Source organism: Rhizobium sp. H4 (assembly GCF_003013335.1).
Lineage (GTDB): Bacteria > Pseudomonadota > Alphaproteobacteria > Rhizobiales > Rhizobiaceae > Rhizobium > Rhizobium sophoriradicis.
On sequence record NZ_PSOW01000010.1, the window covers coordinates 26,310 to 47,220 of the forward strand.

The following is a 20,911-nucleotide window of genomic DNA, read 5'->3' on the forward strand; positions in this document are numbered from 1 at the left end:
GGGGGCCGGGGCGCATGTCGGGCCGCAGCGAGAAAAGGTATTTGAATGCTGATTACCGCGCTCATCGCCGCCGTGATTTCGATAGCTGCCGGTGCTTGCATCCGCGCTTGGGCTTTCGCAATCTTCGCATTGCTTGTGGCAATCGGCTTCGGCGGCGTGGCCTTCGTGGATGAGTCCTCCAGTGTAGCGGCGATCGGATCCGGTATCGCGATCCTCGTGCTGATGGAGATTGGCTATCTGTCGGGCGTCTTCCTGTCGGGTGTCCTGCGGCGCAATGCCAGACTGCGGCAGAGCAATTCCCCCGACAGTGTCTCTGCCGCCAGCGAGCGTCAGCAGAGCTGATATTGGGACGGAAGCAGCGGCATATCCCTCCCTGGATCGTGGTTTGGGATCGCTTGCGAACGGCAGCCTGATTTCACCGGGAATCCCTGGAGGGTGCGGCGTCGCCGAGCGGCCCCGAACCTGTGTTCGCCCGTGTCCGGCTGCGCCAGGCCGCCATTCGGCGCAATCGCGAAAGTCCCGAGCGGGCGTCATGGCGTTGAAAACATCGGCGCTCTCAAAGGAGATGCCGATGCCTCTATAGGACGCCGGTTCGCAGGCGATGAGGGCGCCCGATGCCGCGGCACATAAGCTTCGGCCAGGCAGCCCGCGGCCAGCCCCGCCGAAGTGCTGAACAGTAAGCCGAGATCCGTGCCGCTTCCTGATATCGCTGCGGAGCCGATCTGTGCGATGGATGCCATTACGGCGGCGGTTCCGATCGCGTGGGTTTGCCGGTCGCCGGATTTGTGCCGGCCGGCTGCCCTCATCAGACTGTACACGAAGACGGCGAACAGCGCGGTGCCGGTCAATCCGACATTGGACAGCAACGCCGCGATGAAGCTGGAAGCTCGAACCGTGCCCAGTCCGGCGCCGAAAGTGGCGGTATCGACAAATGCGATCAATGCCAGGGTGTTCCAGGCGGTGCGCTCTTCGCCGGACTGCGATTGCAGTTTGTCCGATACGGTGGTGGTCAGGAGACCGGCGATGGAATTCCACGCATCGGGGACAAGGCTGAGCGCGGTGATGGCGCAGGGGATGAAAAACAGCGTGATCGCAAGGAAAGTCACGTGCGGGGTCGTGGCGGAACCGCCGATCAGTCGTTTCAGGCAGAACAACACGAACATGCAGACAAGAAAGACGCCCGCGACATAGGCGGTTGTCGAGGTGCAGAGCACGATGGTCGGGCCGATCAGAAGAGTTGCCAACCCAGCCATGCGGCTTTGGACGCGCTCCAGCCATAACATGAGTGTGAAGGCGAAATAGGCCAATGCAACGGCGCCATAAGCACTTGCTTCGGGAAAGGGGCCGACGATGCGCTTGAAACCGTGGATAGTCTCGGCCGTGTGCATCGTATAATTCGCATTCCTGATGATATCGAGCAGCTGGGCCTGGCCGATCTGGAACGTTGCGAGGTCGATCAGCGCGAAGGCAAAACACGCTATCGATGCGACGATCAGCTGCCGCGCGATGAACCGGCCATATCCCAACCGGGCAAGTCCGGCGACGACGGCGAAGCAGGCGAGGTCGCCGAGAAGATAGACGGACTGGCTGATATTGGATGAACCCGGAGCCAGTGGAGCCGCTACCGTCGACATCATCCCCGAAGGGTCTCTGGCGGAGGAGTAAACGAGGGTCGCGCCGGCAAAAATACGGGGCAGGAAGAAGGACGACACCACGGAGAACAGGATGTAGCAGGCAAACCAGAAGCCGGGGCCGGGATAGGCGATGCTGGCGAGCGTCGCTTGCATCTGAACCGGGCGCAGCAAGACCGTCATGACCAGAAAGAGCACCAGAAGATGGCTCGGCTGGATGCTGCTGCCGCCGAGCGCCGGCAACTGCAGAGCCGCTGCGGCACCGAGCAGCGTCGAAAGGCAAAGGGCGGTGACGGCAAAACGCGCGCCGTTCAGCATGCTGAGCGCGCCAAGCAGCAGAACCACGAAACCGATCGGCTCTATCGACATGCTTCAGATCCCAAGCAGAAGAATGAGCGGCCGAGGCCTGGCATTTGCCGAAAAGTCGCATCCAGCTTTCGGCAGGATGTGCGAGGCGAAAGCCCGCCGGCTGTCGTCGATGATCACAATCGCCTCCTAATTCGATCCGGTCTGGGATATCCAGCCGGGAGCGGAGCGATTGTCTCGGGCCACATCGGATGACGGGACCGTCAAGCTCTGTTTCTGCGGTGCTGTCTGCGGCGATGAGGATGGCGCTTGAGGGGCCGTGTCCAGACCGACCTCGACGAGGTCATGCGGTAGCAATGCGGTTTGCTCGTCCGCCACGATGTCGTGGGAGGTTCCGTCATCATTGCGACGCACGATCCTGTAGTTCTTTTTTGCCCGGCCGAGCCCCGGCGCGTCCGTGTTGATCTGGGCGAGCTGAGCGTCGTAGCCGGCCTGTTCGCCGAGGAGCTGGGCTACCTGGATATCGATCGCCGCCCTGCCGATCGCGAGATTGACCTGGTTCAGCAGGTCTTGGTTTTCGCTGTTCTGCCTGTTGACGATGTTGATCTTGGAACGGTCGGCTTCGCTGAGGCCTTGGCGAGCCGTGGTCAGGGCGACTTCGAGATCGATCAAGGTGCCTTGCGCATCCGCCACCCAGCGGTCGACAGAGACCTGGCGGGAATTGCTGACGAGGCCTTTGCTCACCAGGCTGTTGACATTGTCCAGTTCCTTCTGGGCAAGGTCGATCTGCCGTTTTTGCGAACTGATCTTGGCCGTGAGCGATTCGACCTGTTGGCCATAGAGGCGGGTCAGGTCATTCGCCGCTTCGATCCGGCTGTCGATATCGACGCGCCGCAACCGCATTAGGTTCAATTCCTGTGCCTTCAACTTGTCGACGTCGGGCGTTCCCACCAGTTCGTCGGGGATCTCGAAACTCTGTTGGCCGGCGATCTCGGCGCGCAGCCGCGCCTGTCGCATCAGGAGATCGCGCCGGTTGATAACGGCCGTCCGGTAGGCGCCGGCAGCCTGGATCCGGTCGCGCTCGAAATAGGTGTTGTCCTCGCGTTCTCTGAGGAAGCCGCCGGCAATGCTGACGGCCTTCATCACCGTCATGTTGGGTTCAAACGGATAGCGGCCGGGGGTTTGCACGGTTCCGGTCACGAAAATCGGTGCGTGCTCGGCAATCTCCAGGGCGATATACGGCTTGCCCGGAAGTGCGGATTTTTCGGCCAGCGCGCTGGCAATGGCATCGGCAAGCTGCTCGGTCGTCTTTCCATTCGCCTGCAGGTGGCCAGCGATCGGGATCGACAGGTTGCCGGCATCGTCGATGGTATAGACGCCATCGAGGGCCTCCCAGCTGGCATAGCGGGAATCCGACGACCGCCATTCGACGACGCGCAGCCTGACCTTGTCTTCCGGCACGAGAGTGAATGTTTGCGCATGGGCGACGCTCCAGCCGGTCAGGCAGGCGAATGGCAGCAAGGCGAGTGTCGCGGAAACGAGTCGATGGAACAGGGATGCTGGCTGCATTGGTCTATCTCCGCTCCGTTGCGATCGACGGTGAAGGCATTTCGTGCGGCGAGGAAGTGCCGAATTCGAGAATGCGGGACGGAGAGGCACGACCGACGACAAGATCGGTCAGCGCCAGCAAATTGCCGTTCAAACGTCCCCACCGATCGATCAGCCGGTCCTTCAACAGGACGCCCGACATATTAGCCAGGATATTGCGGCCGATCTGCGCGATTGCACGGCCTTTCGACATCGTGCCCTTGCGGATCAGGTAGACAGGATTGGCGACCTGCGAATAGCCGAGCCTTCGGCCGGGCTGGCGTCCGGATCTGACGCCGAGATGCACGCCGCGGGCGCCTTCGACATAGACGGACCGGCCGTGGCGGGCGACGGACCTGCTGAAATCGACATCTTCGAGCCAGCCGTAAAGCGGCAACTGCTCGTCGAAGGTCAGGGCGTGCTCGACGACGGGCGCAAGGCGAACCGCCATGTTGCATCCATAGGCGTTATAGACATCCGCCACGTGCTCGGCGCCTTCGCCTGCCGTATAGAGAACCTCCAAGGCCTTCGCCATGCTGAGGCCCCCGTCGAGCACGCCGTCGGCCAGCACCTCGCCGGTGGCGATTGCCACGTCCGGCTTTGTTGCAAAGACGGCCGCCATGCGCGATAGGAAAGTCGCGGCGGGAATGAAGTCGTCATCGAGGAAGATCAGAACGTCCGTATCAGCCGCGGCGGCCTGGATGATCCTATTGCGCTGGGCGGTCAGGCCGCGGCTGCCGACGATGACGTCCACGTCGCGGCGGTCGGCAAGCCCGGCCGCATCCTCGATGACGGGCACGCAGACGATGAGCCGTTCCGCCTGGTCCGGCAGGCCGGTGAGATAATCGATGGTCTCCCGCAATATCGAAGGGCGACCCGCCGAGGCGATCCCCAAGGCAATTCGCAATGGACGGCCCTGTCCTGCTGTTCCTGTCGAAGGGGAGATCATGACTCTATTCTCTTCGGTGCATGGTTGATGACCGCGCCGAGGATCTCGGCGCCGACATTGCGCATGGTCTCGATAACGCGCACGGTATCGTCGATCGAAGTACGCCCATGCGAGGTGACGACGAGGACGCCATCCAGCTCCGGCGCGATCGCATTGGCGTCGGGGGAAGTCGAGAAGGCGGAAATATCGACGAATATGGCGTCGAATTCCTTTTTCAGGTCGGCGAAGCTCAACTGCGTGCGGCGGGAACTTAGACGAACGGCCGGCGTCACGGCTTCTACCTTCCCGAGTGGAAGGAATTTCAGGGTCGGGGTGAGGGGCAACGCCGCCGTCTGGATCAGTTCGCCATTGTCGAGAACATCGACGAGACCTTTGGAACTATGAGGCGCGATCAATTTGCTGAGCGAGGAATTCTGCGCTGCCGCATCGATGAGCAGCGTCTGCGCCCCTGACTTCGACGACAGCACCGCCAGTTGGCATGCAATGGTCGATGTCCCGCTGCCCGTATCGACGGCGACGATTCCGATGACGACGCGGCGTTTGCGCCGAAGGCCGACGACGGTTGCGCTCAATTCCGCCATGCCGGGAATAACTGGATAGGCGGCCGTATTCATGCTGCCCGCGTCGGCGGCGAGGACGCCGGCTGAGTGCCCATTCCGGTTCTGCTTCGATCTTGCCAGCACGGTGACGATGGACACTCCGCCGGCATCCGCGATCTGCTGAGGACGGACGATCCGGCGGTCGCTGGCGTGCCTTACCATGGCGAGCGCCAGGCCGACGCCAAGGCCGACCGCCCCGGCAAAGGCAAAGATGAGCGTGCTGCGCGGCCTCGCCTTTGAAAGAGGTAGCGTGGCCCGTGAGACGATCGTGGCGTCGGATACGGGGTAGGTTATGCGCTGCTTGGCTTCGGTAAGCTGGGTCAGCGTGCTTTCATAAAGGACGCGGCGGGCATCGGTCGCGCTCTGCAGCTCCGCAAGCTTGAACTGGTCGCGCGGGTTGCTGTTGAATGTGTTCAGGGCGCTGGAGGCATCGGCGAGCCCACGCTGTTGCTCCCTCACGAATTTCTCCAGCCAGTCGCTGTATTGGCGGGAGGAATCGGCCTTCATTGCGATATTCTTCTGGATATATTGCCTGGCGAGCGTATCAGCGATGGCGACGGCCTTCTGAGGGGTCGACGCTGCAGCTGATATCTCGATGATCGTGGAATTCCCGATCCGGCGTAAGGCCATCATGTTCTGTAGGGTGGCGATTGCCAGGTCGTGGAGCTGTTCCTGCTCCGTCCGCGGTCTGGATGGGGTATCACTCGCTCTCATGCCTGCCGCTTCCTGCCCCGTATCCATTTGAGCAGAAATTCTCAGAAGCCAGTCCTTCGACTTGTCCAGAAGCGAAGGTTTCCAATCGACAAAGTCGGGATCGCTATCAAGGTCGAGCGCTCTTACCGTTCCGTCGACGACATCGCTTGATCTGGCAATCTCCAGCTGCCCTTCGATGAATGCATCTTCCGCGAAGGCTCTTTGAGCTTCGGAGCTGTTCACCTGGGGGAAGATGACAAGTTGCGTGCTGGCAACATAAGTCGGCGCGGCGGTGAGAAGGTAGCTGCCGGCGATAACAAGGAAGGCAAAGGTCGTGGCCAGGATCCATAGCCAGCGCATTTTAAGAAAAAACAGCATGTCCCGCAGGGTCAGCGGCGAGTTCCCGCCAGCGGCTGCGGCGGCAGGCAGGGATATCGGGGAAACACCGCTGAAGATTGTGCTTGAGGTCATGTCGTCCTAATCCAAACTGGCGAGATTACGGAGTTACGAGATACTGGCAGCCTGGAGGGGACGAAGGGGGCGTGTCTTCCGACGGACATGTTCGGCAGCTTTCTCCTTCGATACTCAGTACGAGCCACGCTGCGAAAACAGAGCTGGGATCGTCTTGGCGATGATGATCAAGTCCCGGCCGAGCGACCAGTTATTGAGGTAGTGAACGTCGAGGGAAACCCGGTGTTCATAGCTGACATCGTTGCGCCCGCTGGTCTGCCAGTGACCGGTCAGTCCAGGACGGACGGCCATGTAGGCCCAGATGTGCTCGCCGTAGCGCGGCAATTCTTCGGCGGTGATCGGCCGCGGTCCGACCAGGCTCATTTCGCCACGCAGCACATTGAACAACTGGGGGAGCTCGTCGAGGCTCGACCGTCGCAGAATGTCGCCGACGGCGGTGATCCTCGGATCATCCTTCAGCTTGCGCGTCGCTTCCCATTCGCTGCGCGCAGCCGCGCTGTTTTGCAGCAATTCGGACAGCTGCGCGCTCGCATCGGTCTTCATCGTGCGAAACTTGAGGCATCCGAACGGCGCTCCGCCGAAGCCGATGCGCGTATGGGAATAGAAGACTGGGCCGCGGTCGGAGAATTTCACGATCATTGCGACGAGCAGCAGAAGCGGGGAAAGCAGGACCAGGGCGGTGATCGCCAACTGAAGGTCGAGTGCGCGCTTGACCGATCTGCCCGCTGTACGAGGCCGGGACGCATAGAGGTCGCCGTCTTTCGCAGACCGTTCGACACGCGACCATGCCTCGAAACTATGTGCATCCCATGCCATTGGGGGTCTCCAAAAACTTTCCGATTAACAACCGTTCGAAATTTGCTGCGCCGCACTCTTGTTGTCTGTTACCAAAGTCATAATCCTTAATAAATACTTTATGCTAGGAAACCGCAGAAGAGAGACCCGATCGTGGCGTCTGGCAAACTATTTTGATTCTAAATCAGGATATAAACTACCAAATCGTGGTTATGGCGCGTAGATACATCTATATTTGTGATATCGTCATTCGGATTAATGGTATTTTTTAATCATCAAGACTTATCGATGAGCGTAAATTTCAATCAGATGCGCTTTATTTGATCTTCTCGAGGTTCTTAACGCGATATATTGATGTATTTTTGTTTTTTCGACTAATTGTAATCTCAATATGTACGTTGATTATTGGAGATGTAATTTGACTTGGATATTAAGGTAATATAAATGGTGCGGTGCAGCATTTTTGTCGTTATTCGAGTATTGGAGTTATGCGCATGGACGGGGTGACACACGCATCAGATCGCAGGGCCGGCATCGGTAAGCCGACGATATCGGCCAGCGGCGGCAGTCATCTCGGCAGCCGCATCGTGCTTGACGATGAATTTCTTTCCTGCCGGTCGAGCGTCCGGCGTTTCCGGCGCGGCGAGGTCATTGCCGGGGCCGGCGTCCTTATCGATATGTTCGCGCGCGTGCATTCCGGGGTGGTTAACGCAAGTACGATGCTGCCCGACGGCAGGGAATTCATTGTCGAGATCATTCCGAAATCAGGCCTGATCGGCGAGCTCGAGGTTCTGCGCAGGCAGACGGTAAGCCTCGAATACCGAGCCGGCTCCAACTGCGAGCTGCATTTCTTCGAAGGTCGCCTGTTGCGCGACAAATACGCCAGTGATGCCTCCTTCCGCGAAAAGGTTTTTTCCAGGGCGCTGGCGCGTATTTCGGAGCTTGAACTCCGGATCATTTCGAATGCGGCGTCGAGCCTGCAGTCGAGGCTAGCCAGCACACTGCTGAGGCTTTCGGCTGTTTATGGAAAAGACGTTGTAAACAGCGGGGACGAACTGATCATCTCCCAAAATGACCTGGCCGCGACGCTGCCGGCGTCGCGCGAGAAGGTCAATCAATCCCTTCGGCGCCTGCGGGAAGGCAAGATCATCGACGGGGGGCAGGGCAAGATCCGCATTCTCAACCGCAAGGCGCTTGAAGCCTGTGCCAACGGCGCGGTTTTGGTGAAGTAATGCGCCCGTCGCTTTCCGAGGGCCTTCGATCCACCGCAAGCATTGGCCGCCTTCCCGGCCCACGCACGGCAAAGATCGATCGCGTGGTCGTGATTGACGACTATTCGGTGGCCAAAGGCGGTGCGACAGCCCTGGCGGTACTGTCTGCCAAGCTTTTTCGCGGGCTCGACATCCCGGTGACCTATATCAGCGGGGATGATGCGGCCAATGCGGAGCTTGTCGCGCTCGGGATCTCGATGTTCGGGCTGAACAGCCGCGACCTGCTCAGCGCCGAGCGTGCGGAGGCATTCGTCACCGGCATTCACAACGGCGCTGCCGTCCGCATGGCGGCGAACTGGATTGCCGAAAAAGATACCGTCAACACCGTCTACCATGTGCATGGCTGGCACCAGATCCTGTCTCCCGCGATTTTCAAGGCACTGGCGCCGGTCGCCGGACGGTGCGTGGTTCACGCTCATGATTTCTTCACGGCCTGCCCCAATGGCGCCTTCTTCGACTATCAGTCGCAGGAAATCTGCCTACGACGCCCGCTTGGCGGAGGCTGCATTGCGACGGCTTGCGACAAGAGAAGTTATTCGCACAAATTGTGGCGGGTTGCCCGCGGCTCGAATATCCTTCGGCTGCTGAAGGGTCAGGCTGAATTCGGCCGGATCATCCTGCTGCATGAGAAGATGGCGAGTTTTCTGGTCGGCGCCGGCTATCGGCCAGAACGGCTGACGACGATCCGCAATCCCGTCGCTCCACTCTCCATCAACCGCATCGAAGCGGAAGCCAACGACGAGTTCGTGTTCATCGGACGGCTGGACGAGGAGAAAGGCGTTGAGGACGCCGTCGCCGCCACGCGCCGAGCCGGTGTCAGGCTCTGCGTGATCGGCGACGGGCCGCTGATGCCGCGGGTCGCAGCGTCGGGAGATCATGTCAGGGCAGTCGGCTGGCAGTCGCATGCGGAGATAGGGCCGATCATCCGCAAGGCGCGTGCGCTGTTGATGCCCTCGCGCTATCCCGAGCCGTTCGGTCTCGTCGCTATCGAAGCGGCAAGAAGCGGTCTGCCCGTCATCATGTCGCGGAGCGCCTTTCTCGCCGAAGAAATGGAAAGAGCCGGCATGGCACTTGCCTGCGACACCGCCGATGAAAGTGCCTTTGCCGATACTTTGACGCGGTTCAGTCAAATGCCCGCGCAAGAGGTCCGCGCCATGAGCGAGCTGGCCTTCCGGCTGTCGCCGGATCTCGCCACGACACACGAGGAATGGCGCGATGCGCTTCTTGCCGAATATTACAGCCTGATTTCGACGAATGCGGTTTCCGAGCCGGCAGACGGTGTGGCGATACAAGGAGTATTCAGTTGACCCTTAAAGCAGCGACCTCCCTTCCCGACGCGAGGCTGTTTTTGACCGATGCGCCTGTTATGGCGAAAAGACGCGTCACCGAGGCCGGAACCTCAAAAGAGAGCGGGCAACTTCGTGTCGCCATCGTACATTACTGGCTCGTTTCGATGCGCGGCGGCGAGAAGGTTCTGGAAGAGCTGTGCCGGATGTTCCCGCAGGCCGACATCTTCACCCTCGTCTGCAACCGGGATCGCATCAGCGATTTTCTGAAGACGCGCAACATTCGCACGTCCTTCCTGCAGAAGATCCCCGGCGCTCAGCGACACTACACCAAGATGCTGCCGCTGATGCCCTTTGCGCTTGAGCAGTTCGATCTGCAGGATTACGACCTTGTGCTGTCGAGCGAATCCGGCCCCGCCAAAGGCATCATCACACGCGCCGACGCCCTCCATGTCTGCTACTGCCATTCGCCGATGCGCTACATCTGGGATCAGTTCCATGTCTATCGCCATGGCCTGCCCTGGGTGGGACGTGCCCTGATGTCAATTACCGCGCCCGTGCTGCGCGCCTGGGACGTGACGACGTCCTCACGCGTCGATGTGTTCGTCGCCAACTCCGAATATGTCGCAAGCCGCATCCGACGGTTCTACGATCGGGACGCCGTCGTTATCCATCCGCCGGTTGCGACCGACGATTTTGCCGTGGGCAAGGGGAAAGGCGAATTCTACCTCTATGCGGGACAGCTAACCACCTACAAGCGGCCGGATATCGCCGTGCGCGCCTGCACCGAGGCCGGCCGGAAACTGGTGGTGATCGGCGAGGGCGAACAACTCCCTTACCTGAAGTCGATCGCCGGGCCGACCGTTCAGTTTCTCGGCCATCAGCCTTTCAACGTGCTGCGCGATCACCTGTCGCGATGCAGGGCCTTGTTGTTTCCGGGCACGGAGGATTTCGGCATCCTGCCGGTTGAAGCGATGGCATCAGGGCGGCCGGTTTTGGCCTTCGATGCGGGCGGCGCCCGGGAAACCGTATCCGCGCCGCAGGTCGGCTTTCGCTTCGCTGAGCAGACGACGGAAGCCCTTTTGGAAACGATGGCAGCATTCGAAGAGGTCGAGGACGATATCGATCCGCATGCAATCCGCGCGCATTCGCTGAAATTCTCCTCGGCCGTATTCCGCGATCGCCTGTCCGGTCTCATTGAGCAACAACTGTCCAGCCACAGAGACGGAGCAGCCGGCGTCTTCAGAAGACGGCCGGGTTGAGGGGGAAAGAACGCAGCAGCCCGCCTTGCAGCCCCGACCGCCGTCTCAACCCCTCGACGAGAAATAGATAAACCGATCATGTCAAGCGTATCTCAGAGGACGGCGACCGCGAGCATCTGGACGATCAGTGGAAAATTCCTCGCGCGGATGCTCGATTTCGTCAGCCTCCTTGTCCTGGCAAGGCTGCTGAGTCCTGCGGATTTCGGCCTGGTCGCCATCGCGACGTCGGTCCTGGTTATCGTCGAGGCAATCCTGGACCTGCCGTTGACCCAGGCGCTGATGCGTCAATCGTCGCCTTCGGACGAGATGTTCGCCACGGCCTTCACCCTCAGCCTGCTGAGAGGGCTGGCCATCAGCCTGCTGATGATGATCATCTCCTGGCCAATGGCGCTGGTCTACAACGATCCTCGGCTTTTCGCCCTTGTCGCCGTTCTCGCGATCGCGCCTGCGATGCGCAGCGTGGTTAGCCCGCGCATGGTTCTTTTCATGCAGCGGTTCGATTTCAAACGTGAGTTCGCGCTCGACCTCATCGCCAAGGGATCGACGTTGCTGTTCGGAGTGGGGGTAGCTGTGGCAACAGGCAGCTATTGGGGGCTGGCGATCGGAGCGGTCGCCGGCCCGACCGCGGCGATGATCACCTCCTATGTTCTTGCGCCGATGCGACCGACGTTCAGCCTTTCCGAATGGAAGCATTTTCAGGACATGATCAGCTGGAATACGGTGTCGCAGGTGTTGAGTTCGATCAACTGGCAACTGGACCGGCTGCTTCTGCCGCGTTTTACCGGCCTGTCGACGTTCGGCGCCTTCAGCGTCGCCGACAATATCGCCGGTATTCCGTATCAAACCTTCGTCGGACCGTTGCTGCGCCCGCTGATGGCGGCCTTCTCCACGGTCGAAGATCGCCGCAACCTGATCGCCGCCTATCTGAAGGCGACGAATGCGATCACCTTCGTCGCAGCACCCATTCTCATTGCACTTGCCCTTCTCGCCGAGCCGACCGTGCGCATCCTCGTCGGCGAGAAATGGGCATCGGCCGCGCCAATTCTGCAGTGGCTGTGCCTTGTCAGCCTGCTTGGTCTTCCGACAAACATGATGCCGCCATTGGCGATGGTCATGAACAATACCCGTTATGTCGCTCTCAGGATGTTTGTCGAGTTCGCCGTCAGGGTACCGGTCACCATTCTGGGCATCGGCTATTTTCAGGTGGCGGGGGCACTCGGCGCGCGGATCGTGGCAGTCCTCGTCGCCTATGGCGCATCGCTTGTCATCACACGGCGGCTGATCGGCGCAAGTTTTGCCACGCAACTGAATTCCTTTATCCGTCCGCTGGCCGCGAGCCTGCCGATGATCGCCTTCCTGCTCTGGGTGGGGCCGATGCTCGTCGCCATGCCTGTCGGCGTCACTCTTGTCGTCTGCGTCGCGCTTTGCGGCGGGGTGGCAGCGGGCATTTTCTGGGTTGGCGCGCTACTGCTGTGGCACATGGTCGGAAGGCCCGACGGCATTGAGGCCATCGTCGTTCAACGGCTGATGCCGCGACGGAACGAGGTTCTCACCTCATGATCGGGGCAAATGCCCCCGACGATTTGGTTGAAGCGTTTTCAAGGGAATAACAATGCGTTACGGGATATCTGCCAAGTGGCTCGGTCTGCTCGTCGTACTCGGTCTAGGCGCGCTGCCCGGCCAGCCCAGCGTGGCCCAGGAACCGCTCAATATTGATGCATACCAGCTGACATTCGACGAGAGTTTCGACAGCCTCGACGTTTCGCCCTGGGGAGAGAAAAGCTCCCGCTGGATCGCTCATACGCCCTGGAACGGCGATTTCGGTGATGCCCGTTTCACTGATCCGGCTCCCGGCTTTCCGTTTACCACCGATCAGGGAATTCTGAAGATCGAAGCACGCAAGGAGGCCGATGGCACCTGGCGTTCAGGCTTGCTGTCGTCAGTGAACCCGAAGGGCGAAGGTTTCTCGCAGCAGTTCGGCTATTTCGAAGCACGGATGAAGCTGCCGCCGGGCAAGGGCGTCTGGCCGGCCTTCTGGCTCATCGGGCTCGACCGGTCGAAATACACAGCCGAGATCGACGTGCTGGAATATTACGGCCGCGCGCCTTACGAATTCAGCATGGGTTTTCATATCTGGCGTCAGAGCCAAGGCGGCCAGAACTCGACCGGCGGCTATTGGAAAACGGTCGAGGACGGAATTCTAAACAGCGAGTATCATACCTACGGCGTCGATATCCAAGCCGACAGGACGACCTTCTATTTGGATCGGCAATACCTTTGGAGCTTCGAAACCCCGAAGGAGTTCCACATGCCGTTCTATCCGCTGGTCAATCTGGCGCTCGGCTCGGGATGGCCGATCGATGAAACGCCGAATCCTTCCATTCTGCTCGTCGACTATATCCATGTTTACAAGCGAAAGCCCGCCGACGCGGCGAATTGAACGAGGAGCTCAGGGTGCCATGGTCGGCCTATTGCTCCTTGAGGCAGCTGAGACCGGTTTCCAGGTCGAAGAGATGCATCGCCTCCTCGTCGAAGAAGAGGGTGAGCGTTTCGTCGTCGCGGATCGGCGTGCGCGGCGGTAGGCAAGCCATCAGCCGCTGATTTCCGGCAAGGGCGGTGACGACGAGTTCTGGGCCGGTCAGCTCGGCGACCTCCAGGGTTGCCTTGAGCGACGGGCCGGCGCCGTCCGTGCGAAGGACCTCGGGGCGGATGCCGAGGACGAGTTCGCGGCCATTGACGGCGGCTTGGGCGAAGCGGGTCGGTAGGGGCAGGCTGGCATCAGAACCTGCAATCGCCAGCCGGCCATCGCGCACTGTCGCTTTCAGCAGGTTCATCGGCGGAGCGCCGACGAAGGTGGCGACATAGAGCGTTGCAGGATAATTGTAGATTTCCTCAGGTGTGCCCAGCTGCTCGATGCGGCCGTCGCGCATGACGGCGATGCGGCTTGCCAGCGTCATCGCCTCGATCTGGTCATGGGTGACATAGACCACCGTGGTCTTCAGCATCTGATGCAGCCGCTTGATCTCGGTGCGCATCTCCATGCGCAGCTTGGCGTCGAGATTGGAAAGCGGCTCGTCGAAGAGGAAGACCTTAGGCTTACGCACCAGTGCCCGGCCGATCGCCACACGCTGACGCTGGCCACCTGAGAGCTGGCTCGGTTTGCGGTCGAGAAGGTTTTCGATCTGCAGGAGCTTGGCGGCATCGCGCACGGCCTTGTCGCGCTCGCCCGCCGGCACCTTGCGCATTTCCAGGCCGAAGCCGATGTTCCGGTGCACCGTCAGATTGGGATAGAGCGCATAGGATTGAAACACCATGGCGATGTCGCGGTCTTTCGGGTGCACGCCAAGCACCGAGCGCCCGCCGATCCTGACATCGCCGCTCGTCGCCTCGGCAAGGCCGGCAATGATGTTAAGCAGCGTGGACTTGCCGCAGCCGGAGGAGCCGAGCAGCACGAGGAACTCGCCGCTTTCCAGCGAGATGTCGATGCCTTTCAGCGTCTCCACCTCGCCATAGGTCTTGCGGATGTTTTGGATGTCGAGCGCGCTCATGACATGGGCTCCTGAGGAGACGATGGCTCGCCATAGCTGCGGGGAAGGGTGGAAATGGCGCGCGAGGCGACCTGTGTCCCAGCCGCCAGGCAGGAGGCCAGCGGCTTGCCATCTGCCAATGCCGCCAGGAAGCCGGCGTTGAAGACATCGCCGGCGCCGATCGTATCGACGACCTTGACGATGGGCGCGGCCGCAGACGCCGGCAGACCATCCCGCCCGATGGCGATGGCGCCGTCCGGGCCGCGCTTGACGACAATGATCGCGCCCTCCGGCATATGCGACCTGACCTCACGGGCGGCTTCGACCGGATCGGCGATGCCGGCAAGCGTCGTCGTCTCGACCTCATTCAGCAGTGCAATGCCGCTGCGCGAAAGCCAGGCGCGGGCGGCCGCGCAATTTTCTTCGGTCCAGCCGTCGAGCGGCCAGCCGGTATCGAGTGCGACGGTGATGTCGTGGCCGTCGGCCCAGTCGAAGAAGGCGTCATATTCGCTCGCCAGGTCGTCGGTCAGAAAGCCGCCGCAGAGAAGCGCGTAACCGCCGCGCAGCCTTTCGCCGTCGATGACCGCGAAGACGTCGGCGAGGCTGAAGCGCGGCAGATGGCCGGTCGTCGTGAAGAAGGTGCGCTCGCCGTCCGGATGGGTGATGCCGACGGAAAGCGTCGTTCTCTCGGGGCGTACCGGCCAATTTTTGGAGCGGTGGCCGAAGGCTTCCGCCAGCCAGCGGCCGAACTGGTCGCTGCCGATATTGGCGGCGATCTCGAATTCGATGCCGAGCGCCTGCCAGGCGAGTGCGCTGTTGCCGGCCGATCCGCCGACCCTCAACTCGTCATGATCGACGATGATTTCCGTGCCGGCCTTCGGCCAGGGGGTGGCCGGTCCGAGGATGAGATCGACATTGACGTTGCCGATGACTGCAAGCGACCGCATTCATTCACTCCGGGTAATCTTGGTGGACCGGACCGGCGTTCCGGCATTCTCCACGCGGGTTTCGGCAAACGCGATCATCAGCCGCTGGGCGACAGGCAGCATGGCGAAGATCGCGACAAGGCCCGTCGCCGGAGCAAAACGGATCGTCACCGCCCCTGTGACGGGGGTTTCACTCGTGGCGTCGAACAGGATGACGGGCGCGCCGGTCTCGACGGCGGACACCGCCATGGCGGTGACCAAGCCCGCCGTCTCGTCGAGACCGCGAAACAGCACGACGCCGATCTCCGGCCCCAGCATCTCCATCGGGCCATGGCGCAGCTGGCCGCCCTCGAGAGAGAAGCAGGGCCGCCGCGAAAGCTCCGTCAGCCCGAGGGCCAAAGCCTCGGCGACACCTTGCAGGCGGCGGCCAGAGGTAACGATCGTCACGACGTTCTCGAGTGCGGAAAGCGCGGCCGCAATGTCATGGTCTTCTGGTGCCTTGAGGACGGCAAGTGCGGCCGCCGGATCTTCGCCGAGGGCGGAAAGGATTGCCAGATGCAGGGCGAAGGTCACCGTCAGGCTGCGGGTGGCGGCGAAGGCGAGCTCGGTGCCGCCGCTGCCGACCAGCGACGGGGCGGTTCTGGCGAGGAAGGAACTGGCTTCGAGCGTCAGGCCGAAGGTTTCCTCCGTGCCGCCGGTCTCGTCGAACCAGCGCAGGACCTCGGCGCTTTCGCCGGATTGTGAGGTGACAAAGATCGACCTGCCGGCGATCGGCAGCGGCTGGCCGAGCTGTTCGGAAAGCGGCAGGGCGACGGCATCGATGCCGAGCGCACGGTAGAGCGGCTCGACGGCGCGGTTGACCGCATGCGAGCCGCCCATGCCGATCAAAAGCAGCCGGCCGGTCTTCTTCAGCGAGGCGGCGGCTCTTGCCGCCATCGGTGCCGCGGCTTCATAAGAGGCGATGGCATCGGCGTGCTGGCGCGCCATTTCGCGGTCGATCGCCGCAAGTCCGGCGGGCCGGTTTGTTTCTGTTGTCATGTTCACCCCTTGACGCCGCCGCTGGTGAGCCCTGAAATCAGGGCGCGTTGCATGACGAGACCGATCAGCACCGGGGGCAGGGCGGCGAGCACGCCTGCCGTGGCGATCAGTCCGTAATCGGAAACGCGCCCGCCCGCGAGATCGGCAATGGCGACCGTCAGTGTTTTGGCGCGCTGGTCGGAGGTGAAGAGCAGCGCATAGAAGAATTCATCCCAAGCCAGCAGGAAGGCAAAGAGGCTCGACGTCGCGACCACGGGGGCAGCGAGCGGCAGCGTGATGATCCTCAGCGTCTGGAACAGGCCGGCGCCGTCGATCATCGCGGCGGATTCGATCTCGCGCGGGATGGAATCGAAGCCCGATTTCATCAGCCAGGTGGTGAAGGGCGCCAGGATGGTGAGATAAACGAGGGCGAGGCCGAAGACGTTGTTCAGCATGCCGAGATGGGAGAGACCCATATAGAGCGGTACGGCGAGCGCCACCGGCGGCAGCATGTAGGTGGCGATCACCATCGACAGCGACCAGCCGACCGAAGGCGTGCGCGACACCGCCCAGCCGGCCGGAATGGCGAGCGCGATGGCGGCGATGGTCGCCATGCCGGCCACCTCGATGCTGTTGCGCAGCGACGACGTGAAAGCGGCGCCGGCGCTGTTTTCCAATGTCGACAGCAGGAGCTGGTATCGCGAGAAATCCGCCGTCTGCGGCCACCAGCGCAGCGGCTTTGCCGCAAGGTCGGCGGCCGGCGAGATGCTCATGATGAAGAGCCAGAGGATCGGCGCCAGGATGACGGCGGCAAGCAGCAGCGCGCAAAGATGAATGAAAGCGGAAAAGAGGGGGCTTTGACGTTCCATCAGGCGGCACTCCCCGCGGTCCTGCGCACCAGGGCGGCGTAGCCGACGGCGAGCAGCGTCACCAGAAGTGTGACGATCAAGGCCAGCGACGCGCCCGAACCTGCCCGCTGGAAGGAGAAGGCTTCCTGGTAGACGAGGATTGACAGCGTGCGGGTGCTGTTGGCCGGGCCGCCGCGGGTCATTACCCAGATGATGTCGAATACCTTGAAGGCTTCGATCGTGCGCAGCACAAGCGCCACCATCAGCGGGCCGGCGAGATAGGGCAGGATGACGAAGCGGAAACGGCCAAGCGCGCCGGCGCCGTCGACGAGCGAGGCCGCGGTGATATCGCGCGGCACGGCCTGGAGTGCGGCAAGCGCGATCAGCGCCACCAGCGGAAAATTCTTCCAGCAGTCGGCGACGATGAGGGAGGCGAGCGCCGTGCCGGGCTCGCCGAGCCAGGAGCGATAGGCATCGAGCAGGCCGAGCTGCGTCAGCGCAGCGTTGAGCGCACCGTATTCCGGATTGTAGATCAGCCGCCAGAGCGTGGCGTTGACCACCGTCGGCAGCGCCCAGGGCAGGATCATCAGGGCGCGCAGCGCGGTGCGGCCGCGGAACTGCTGGTTCAGCAGGAGTGCTGCAAGCACGCCGATCACCATTTCGGCGGCGACCGAGACGATCGCGAACCATGCGGTCGTGACCAAGGTGCGCTGGAAATTCGAGCCGGAGAGCATCTTCACGTAATTATCGATGCCGACGAAATTGCCCCCGGTGCCGACGAGCTTGGCATCGGTGAAGGAGAGGCCGACGGTATCGACCAGTGGCCAGCCGATGACTGAGATCATGACCACGAGAAGCGGCAGCATCAAAAGCCATGCGCGGGTTGTCAGCCATGTGCCCGACATCGAGGCGACCCTTCTTCATTCACAGGTTTGGGAGGCGGGCGGCGACAGGCGCCGCCCGGAGTTCATGCCGGGCTCAGAGGCCGCTGTTTTCCGCGGCCGACTTCAGCGCGTCCTCGGGCGTGGACTGCCCGAGCAGTGATTCCTGGATTGCCTGCTGCAGCGCCGTCGAAAGCTCCTGATATTTCGGCGTCGTCGGGCGCGGATACATGGCGGCAAGGCCGATCTTGGCGGCGGAAATCAGCTCTTCCTGACCCTTAGTGACGGCCGCATCCTCATAGGACGAGGCCCAGATCGGCAGGCTGAGCTTGGCGTAGGCATTCTGTGTGGCCTGCGAGGTCATGAAGGTGATGTATTTCCAGGCCTCGTCGGGATGCTGGCTGGCCGAGGTGATGCCGAGGCCCATCGAGCCGTTGACGGCCGAAGCCTCGCTCTTTCCGGCGACGCCCGGCGCCGGCACGACGCCGACCTTGCCCGCGACCTTGCTGTCCTTCGGGTCGTTCGCCATGTTGTACATGTAGGTCCAGTTGAGCGCGAAGGCGGCGTCGCCGTTCTGGAAGACCTTGCGGACATCCTCTTCAAGGAATTCCTTGGAGTTCGGATTCGTCAGGCCTGAGGTATAGCTTGAGACCATGTATTTCAGAGCGTCAAGGCCGCCGCCGCTCTGGAAGGCAGGTTTGCCGTCCTTCAGAAAATCGCCGCCATAGGCGCTGACCAGCGTGGTGTAGTCGCAGATTGCGGCTTCGGCCTGCGACCAGCTCCAAGCGATCGGGGTGGCGAGCAGTCCCTTGTCCTTGATCGCCTTTGCCTGTTCGGCCAGTTCGTCCCAGGTCTTCGGTGGCGCCTTGATGCCGGCCTTCTCAAGGATTTCCTTGTTGTAGAACAGGTATTTGGTGTCAAGGATCCAGGGCATGCCGTAATATTTGCCGTCATACTGAACGGTGGTCCAGGCGCCCGGCAGCACGCCCTTCTTCATCTCGTCAGTGATGCGGGAGGAGACGTCGACCAGAACCTTGTTGGTGGCATATTCGGCCGGCCAGATGACGTCGAAGAGAACGACGTCGTAACCGCCGCCGGAACCCTGTGCCAGCACGGTCTTATCGTGCAGGCCTTCATAGGGGACGAATTCGAGATTGATCTTGATATCGGGGTTCGCCTTGACGAAGGCGTCGGTCATGGCGCGCACATCGGCTTCGCTATAGGCGGCCTGCGCCATGAAAAGCGCGTTCAGCGTCGTTTCGGCGAAAGCATGTGGAGCAAAGGATGCGCCGATCAAGGCCGCACCCAGAAGCGTCTTGTTGAGAGATTTCAGCATTGCAGCCTCCAGTTTTTAAAGTTTACGCATGGCCGATGGCGGTTCTGCCGCCATCGGTTTTCGAGAAGGCACGCGTGAAAAAGAACGTGCCGATTCATCATCTCGGAGCGTCGTTGGAGGCCCTATTCGGCTTCCAGCGTTCCCTGGAACTCTTCGGTCCCTGATTAAGTCAAATGTCTTGACTTATTACTTCGCCAACATTCTACTGGAGTCAAGAGGCAATTGACACATGAACGACGTCAGGCCGATCCGGGCCAAGAGCGGCACCAATCACGAAGGCACCAGCGCCCATAACCGGCGCGTGATGATCGATGCCTTGAGGATCAATGGCGCGCTTTCGCGCGCCGATCTGGCGCGGGCGACGCGGCTGACCAAGCAGACGGTGTCGAATATTATCGAGGAACTCGAGCGCGATGGTCTCGTCAGTTCGCAGGAGGTGGTGCGCAAGGGCAGGGGGCAACCCTCGACACCCTATCGCCTCGTGCCCGAAGGGGCTTTCGCGATCGGTCTGCAGATCGACCGGCATGTGACGCGGGCGGTCGCCGTCGATCTCGTCGGCACCGTTCTCGTACGCGCAGAAGCCGTTTTGCCGCCGGGAGGTCCTTCGACGGGAACCAAGGCCATTCTCGATCTCGTCGCAGGCGTGCGATCGGGGCTTGCCGGGATCGTCCAGCAATCGGAAAAACGGCTGGTCGGCCTCGGCGCCGCAATGCCCGGCCCCTTTGGGATGGACGGCAGCGGCGATGATCCTTGGATGATGGAGGCGTGGCAGAAGTTTCCGCTCCTGGAAACGCTGAGCGATGGCACCGGCCTCGATGTCAGCCTTCAGAATGACGCGGCAGCGGCTGCGACCGCCGAGCGCATGGTGGGAGCCGCCCACGGCGTTGATCATGCCGTCTGCCTGTTTGTCGGCTACGGCATCGGTGCCGGCCTGATCCTCAACGGCGAGCTCTATCGCGGCGCCAACGGCAATGCCGGCGAGATCGGCATGGCGCTACTGTTTGCCGATGGTAAAGCGACGCCGCTCGAACACCGCGCCTCGCTCGCCTCGCTCTACCAGCATCTGTCGGCCGATCCGGCCGATCCCGATCTCCATGCGCGCATCAATGAGCTCGCCTCCAACGGGGCCCCAAGCATCGAAGACTGGATCGAGGCGGCGGCGGCGGACCTGCGCTGGAGCATCCATCTCATCGAAACGGTCTTCGATCCGCAGACGGTGATCCTCTGCGGCAGTGCACCGGAGGCGCTGGTAAGCAGGTTGATTGCGGCGATCGGGCCGCTGCTGCCCTCGGTCGCTGAAAGGCGTGGCCGGACGCTGCCACGCCTGCAGCCCGGCATGGCCGATCCCTGGTCGGTCGCGGTCGGCGCCGCCGCCGGACCCATCAGCCGGGCATTCGATCCGCATTTTGCTGCAATTTTGAAGGATTCTCGCTGATTTCGAGCCTGATACCGGGCGTTGCGCAGCAGTGCAACGGCAGAAAAATGGCCCTCTTTGTAAGTTTCAAGCGACCAATGCAAGCGAATGA

Annotated in this window: 18 protein-coding genes; 7 read left to right on the top strand and 11 right to left on the bottom strand. The window is 61.6% G+C overall.

What is annotated here, in order from left to right; all coding sequences use genetic code 11:
- Nucleotides 1-45: 45 nt before the first annotated feature.
- Complete coding sequence (locus tag C4N04_RS16620) at nt 46-342, top strand: hypothetical protein (RefSeq protein ID WP_077994891.1); 297 nt, start codon at nt 46-48, stop codon at nt 340-342.
- Nucleotides 343-530: 188 nt separating this feature from the next.
- On the opposite strand, the gene C4N04_RS16625 is transcribed toward C4N04_RS16620, so the two are convergent.
- From C4N04_RS16625 to C4N04_RS16645, 5 genes are all read right to left on the bottom strand, one after another.
- Entirely contained in the window at nt 531-2,000 is a 1,470-nt protein-coding gene (locus tag C4N04_RS16625; protein WP_106796557.1) for a hypothetical protein, read from the bottom strand.
- Between the two features lie 126 nt (nt 2,001-2,126).
- Entirely contained in the window at nt 2,127-3,506 is a 1,380-nt protein-coding gene (locus C4N04_RS16630) for a polysaccharide biosynthesis/export family protein (protein ID WP_096763812.1), read from the bottom strand.
- A gap of 4 nt (nt 3,507-3,510) precedes the next feature.
- Nucleotides 3,511-4,473 carry a glycosyltransferase gene (locus C4N04_RS16635; RefSeq protein ID WP_096763811.1) on the bottom strand — a complete coding sequence of 321 codons (963 nt, stop codon included), beginning with the start codon at nt 4,471-4,473 and terminating at the stop codon, nt 3,511-3,513.
- A complete protein-coding gene (locus tag C4N04_RS16640) occupies nt 4,470-6,236 on the bottom strand; it encodes a tyrosine-protein kinase domain-containing protein (protein ID WP_106796558.1) in 1,767 nt (588 codons plus the stop codon). The genes C4N04_RS16635 and C4N04_RS16640 overlap by 4 nt, the downstream gene beginning before the upstream one ends.
- Before the next feature lie 114 nt (nt 6,237-6,350).
- Nucleotides 6,351-7,052, bottom strand: a complete 702-nt coding sequence (locus C4N04_RS16645; protein WP_009995030.1) for a sugar transferase — start codon at nt 7,050-7,052, stop codon at nt 6,351-6,353.
- Between the two features lie 473 nt (nt 7,053-7,525).
- Between C4N04_RS16645 and C4N04_RS16650 the strand changes: the two genes are divergently transcribed.
- The 5 genes from C4N04_RS16650 (at nt 7,526) to C4N04_RS16670 (ending at nt 13,290) form a co-directional block, all read left to right on the top strand.
- Nucleotides 7,526-8,263 carry a Crp/Fnr family transcriptional regulator gene (locus C4N04_RS16650; RefSeq protein WP_009995031.1) on the top strand — a complete coding sequence of 246 codons (738 nt, stop codon included), beginning with the start codon at nt 7,526-7,528 and terminating at the stop codon, nt 8,261-8,263.
- Nucleotides 8,263-9,609 (top strand): glycosyltransferase family 4 protein, encoded by a 1,347-nt coding sequence (locus C4N04_RS16655; protein ID WP_106796559.1) that lies wholly within the window; start codon nt 8,263-8,265, stop codon nt 9,607-9,609. The genes C4N04_RS16650 and C4N04_RS16655 overlap by 1 nt, the downstream gene beginning before the upstream one ends.
- Entirely contained in the window at nt 9,606-10,850 is a 1,245-nt protein-coding gene (locus tag C4N04_RS16660) for a glycosyltransferase family 4 protein (RefSeq protein ID WP_077994885.1), read from the top strand. The genes C4N04_RS16655 and C4N04_RS16660 overlap by 4 nt, the downstream gene beginning before the upstream one ends.
- Nucleotides 10,851-10,928: 78 nt before the next feature.
- Nucleotides 10,929-12,410, top strand: a complete 1,482-nt coding sequence (locus C4N04_RS16665) for a lipopolysaccharide biosynthesis protein (RefSeq protein ID WP_077994884.1) — start codon at nt 10,929-10,931, stop codon at nt 12,408-12,410.
- 52 nt (nt 12,411-12,462) lie between these two features.
- Entirely contained in the window at nt 12,463-13,290 is an 828-nt protein-coding gene (locus tag C4N04_RS16670; RefSeq protein ID WP_077994883.1) for a glycoside hydrolase family 16 protein, read from the top strand.
- A gap of 28 nt (nt 13,291-13,318) precedes the next feature.
- Here the strand turns inward: C4N04_RS16670 and ugpC are convergent, their stop codons facing one another.
- The 6 genes from ugpC to C4N04_RS16700 form a co-directional block, all read right to left on the bottom strand.
- Entirely contained in the window at nt 13,319-14,398 is a 1,080-nt protein-coding gene (ugpC, locus tag C4N04_RS16675; RefSeq protein WP_106796560.1) for a sn-glycerol-3-phosphate ABC transporter ATP-binding protein UgpC, read from the bottom strand.
- A complete protein-coding gene (locus C4N04_RS16680) occupies nt 14,395-15,324 on the bottom strand; it encodes a PfkB family carbohydrate kinase (protein ID WP_106796561.1) in 930 nt (309 codons plus the stop codon). The genes ugpC and C4N04_RS16680 overlap by 4 nt, the downstream gene beginning before the upstream one ends.
- Nucleotides 15,325-16,347 (bottom strand): SIS domain-containing protein, encoded by a 1,023-nt coding sequence (locus C4N04_RS16685; RefSeq protein WP_199852476.1) that lies wholly within the window; start codon nt 16,345-16,347, stop codon nt 15,325-15,327.
- Nucleotides 16,344-17,189: a carbohydrate ABC transporter permease gene (locus C4N04_RS16690; protein ID WP_038690932.1), complete on the bottom strand. Its 846-nt coding sequence runs from the start codon at nt 17,187-17,189 to the stop codon at nt 16,344-16,346. Before C4N04_RS16690 ends, C4N04_RS16685 begins: the two co-directional genes overlap by 4 nt.
- Nucleotides 17,189-18,073, bottom strand: a complete 885-nt coding sequence (locus C4N04_RS16695; RefSeq protein ID WP_106796563.1) for a sugar ABC transporter permease — start codon at nt 18,071-18,073, stop codon at nt 17,189-17,191. Before C4N04_RS16695 ends, C4N04_RS16690 begins: the two co-directional genes overlap by 1 nt.
- Before the next feature lie 73 nt (nt 18,074-18,146).
- Entirely contained in the window at nt 18,147-19,385 is a 1,239-nt protein-coding gene (locus C4N04_RS16700) for an extracellular solute-binding protein (protein WP_106796564.1), read from the bottom strand.
- Nucleotides 19,386-19,614: 229 nt separating this feature from the next.
- Here C4N04_RS16700 and C4N04_RS16705 point away from each other — a divergent pair, with 229 nt between their 5' ends.
- On the top strand, nt 19,615-20,820 hold the full coding sequence (locus C4N04_RS16705; RefSeq protein ID WP_096763802.1) for an ROK family transcriptional regulator: 1,206 nt from the start codon (nt 19,615-19,617) through the stop codon (nt 20,818-20,820).
- Nucleotides 20,821-20,911 lie beyond the last annotated feature (91 nt).

Coding starts and splice junctions, on each gene's coding strand:
- C4N04_RS16620 (WP_077994891.1), top strand. CDS start 46: ATGCTGATTACCGCGCTCATCGCCGCCGTGATTTCGATAGCTGCCGGT.
- C4N04_RS16625 (WP_106796557.1), bottom strand. CDS start 2,000: ATGTCGATAGAGCCGATCGGTTTCGTGGTTCTGCTGCTTGGCGCGCTC.
- C4N04_RS16630 (WP_096763812.1), bottom strand. CDS start 3,506: ATGCAGCCAGCATCCCTGTTCCATCGACTCGTTTCCGCGACACTCGCC.
- C4N04_RS16635 (WP_096763811.1), bottom strand. CDS start 4,473: ATGATCTCCCCTTCGACAGGAACAGCAGGACAGGGCCGTCCATTGCGA.
- C4N04_RS16640 (WP_106796558.1), bottom strand. CDS start 6,236: ATGACCTCAAGCACAATCTTCAGCGGTGTTTCCCCGATATCCCTGCCT.
- C4N04_RS16645 (WP_009995030.1), bottom strand. CDS start 7,052: ATGGCATGGGATGCACATAGTTTCGAGGCATGGTCGCGTGTCGAACGG.
- C4N04_RS16650 (WP_009995031.1), top strand. CDS start 7,526: ATGGACGGGGTGACACACGCATCAGATCGCAGGGCCGGCATCGGTAAG.
- C4N04_RS16655 (WP_106796559.1), top strand. CDS start 8,263: ATGCGCCCGTCGCTTTCCGAGGGCCTTCGATCCACCGCAAGCATTGGC.
- C4N04_RS16665 (WP_077994884.1), top strand. CDS start 10,929: ATGTCAAGCGTATCTCAGAGGACGGCGACCGCGAGCATCTGGACGATC.
- C4N04_RS16670 (WP_077994883.1), top strand. CDS start 12,463: ATGCGTTACGGGATATCTGCCAAGTGGCTCGGTCTGCTCGTCGTACTC.
- ugpC (WP_106796560.1), bottom strand. CDS start 14,398: ATGAGCGCGCTCGACATCCAAAACATCCGCAAGACCTATGGCGAGGTG.
- C4N04_RS16680 (WP_106796561.1), bottom strand. CDS start 15,324: ATGCGGTCGCTTGCAGTCATCGGCAACGTCAATGTCGATCTCATCCTC.
- C4N04_RS16690 (WP_038690932.1), bottom strand. CDS start 17,189: ATGGAACGTCAAAGCCCCCTCTTTTCCGCTTTCATTCATCTTTGCGCG.
- C4N04_RS16695 (WP_106796563.1), bottom strand. CDS start 18,073: ATGTCGGGCACATGGCTGACAACCCGCGCATGGCTTTTGATGCTGCCG.
- C4N04_RS16700 (WP_106796564.1), bottom strand. CDS start 19,385: ATGCTGAAATCTCTCAACAAGACGCTTCTGGGTGCGGCCTTGATCGGC.
- C4N04_RS16705 (WP_096763802.1), top strand. CDS start 19,615: ATGAACGACGTCAGGCCGATCCGGGCCAAGAGCGGCACCAATCACGAA.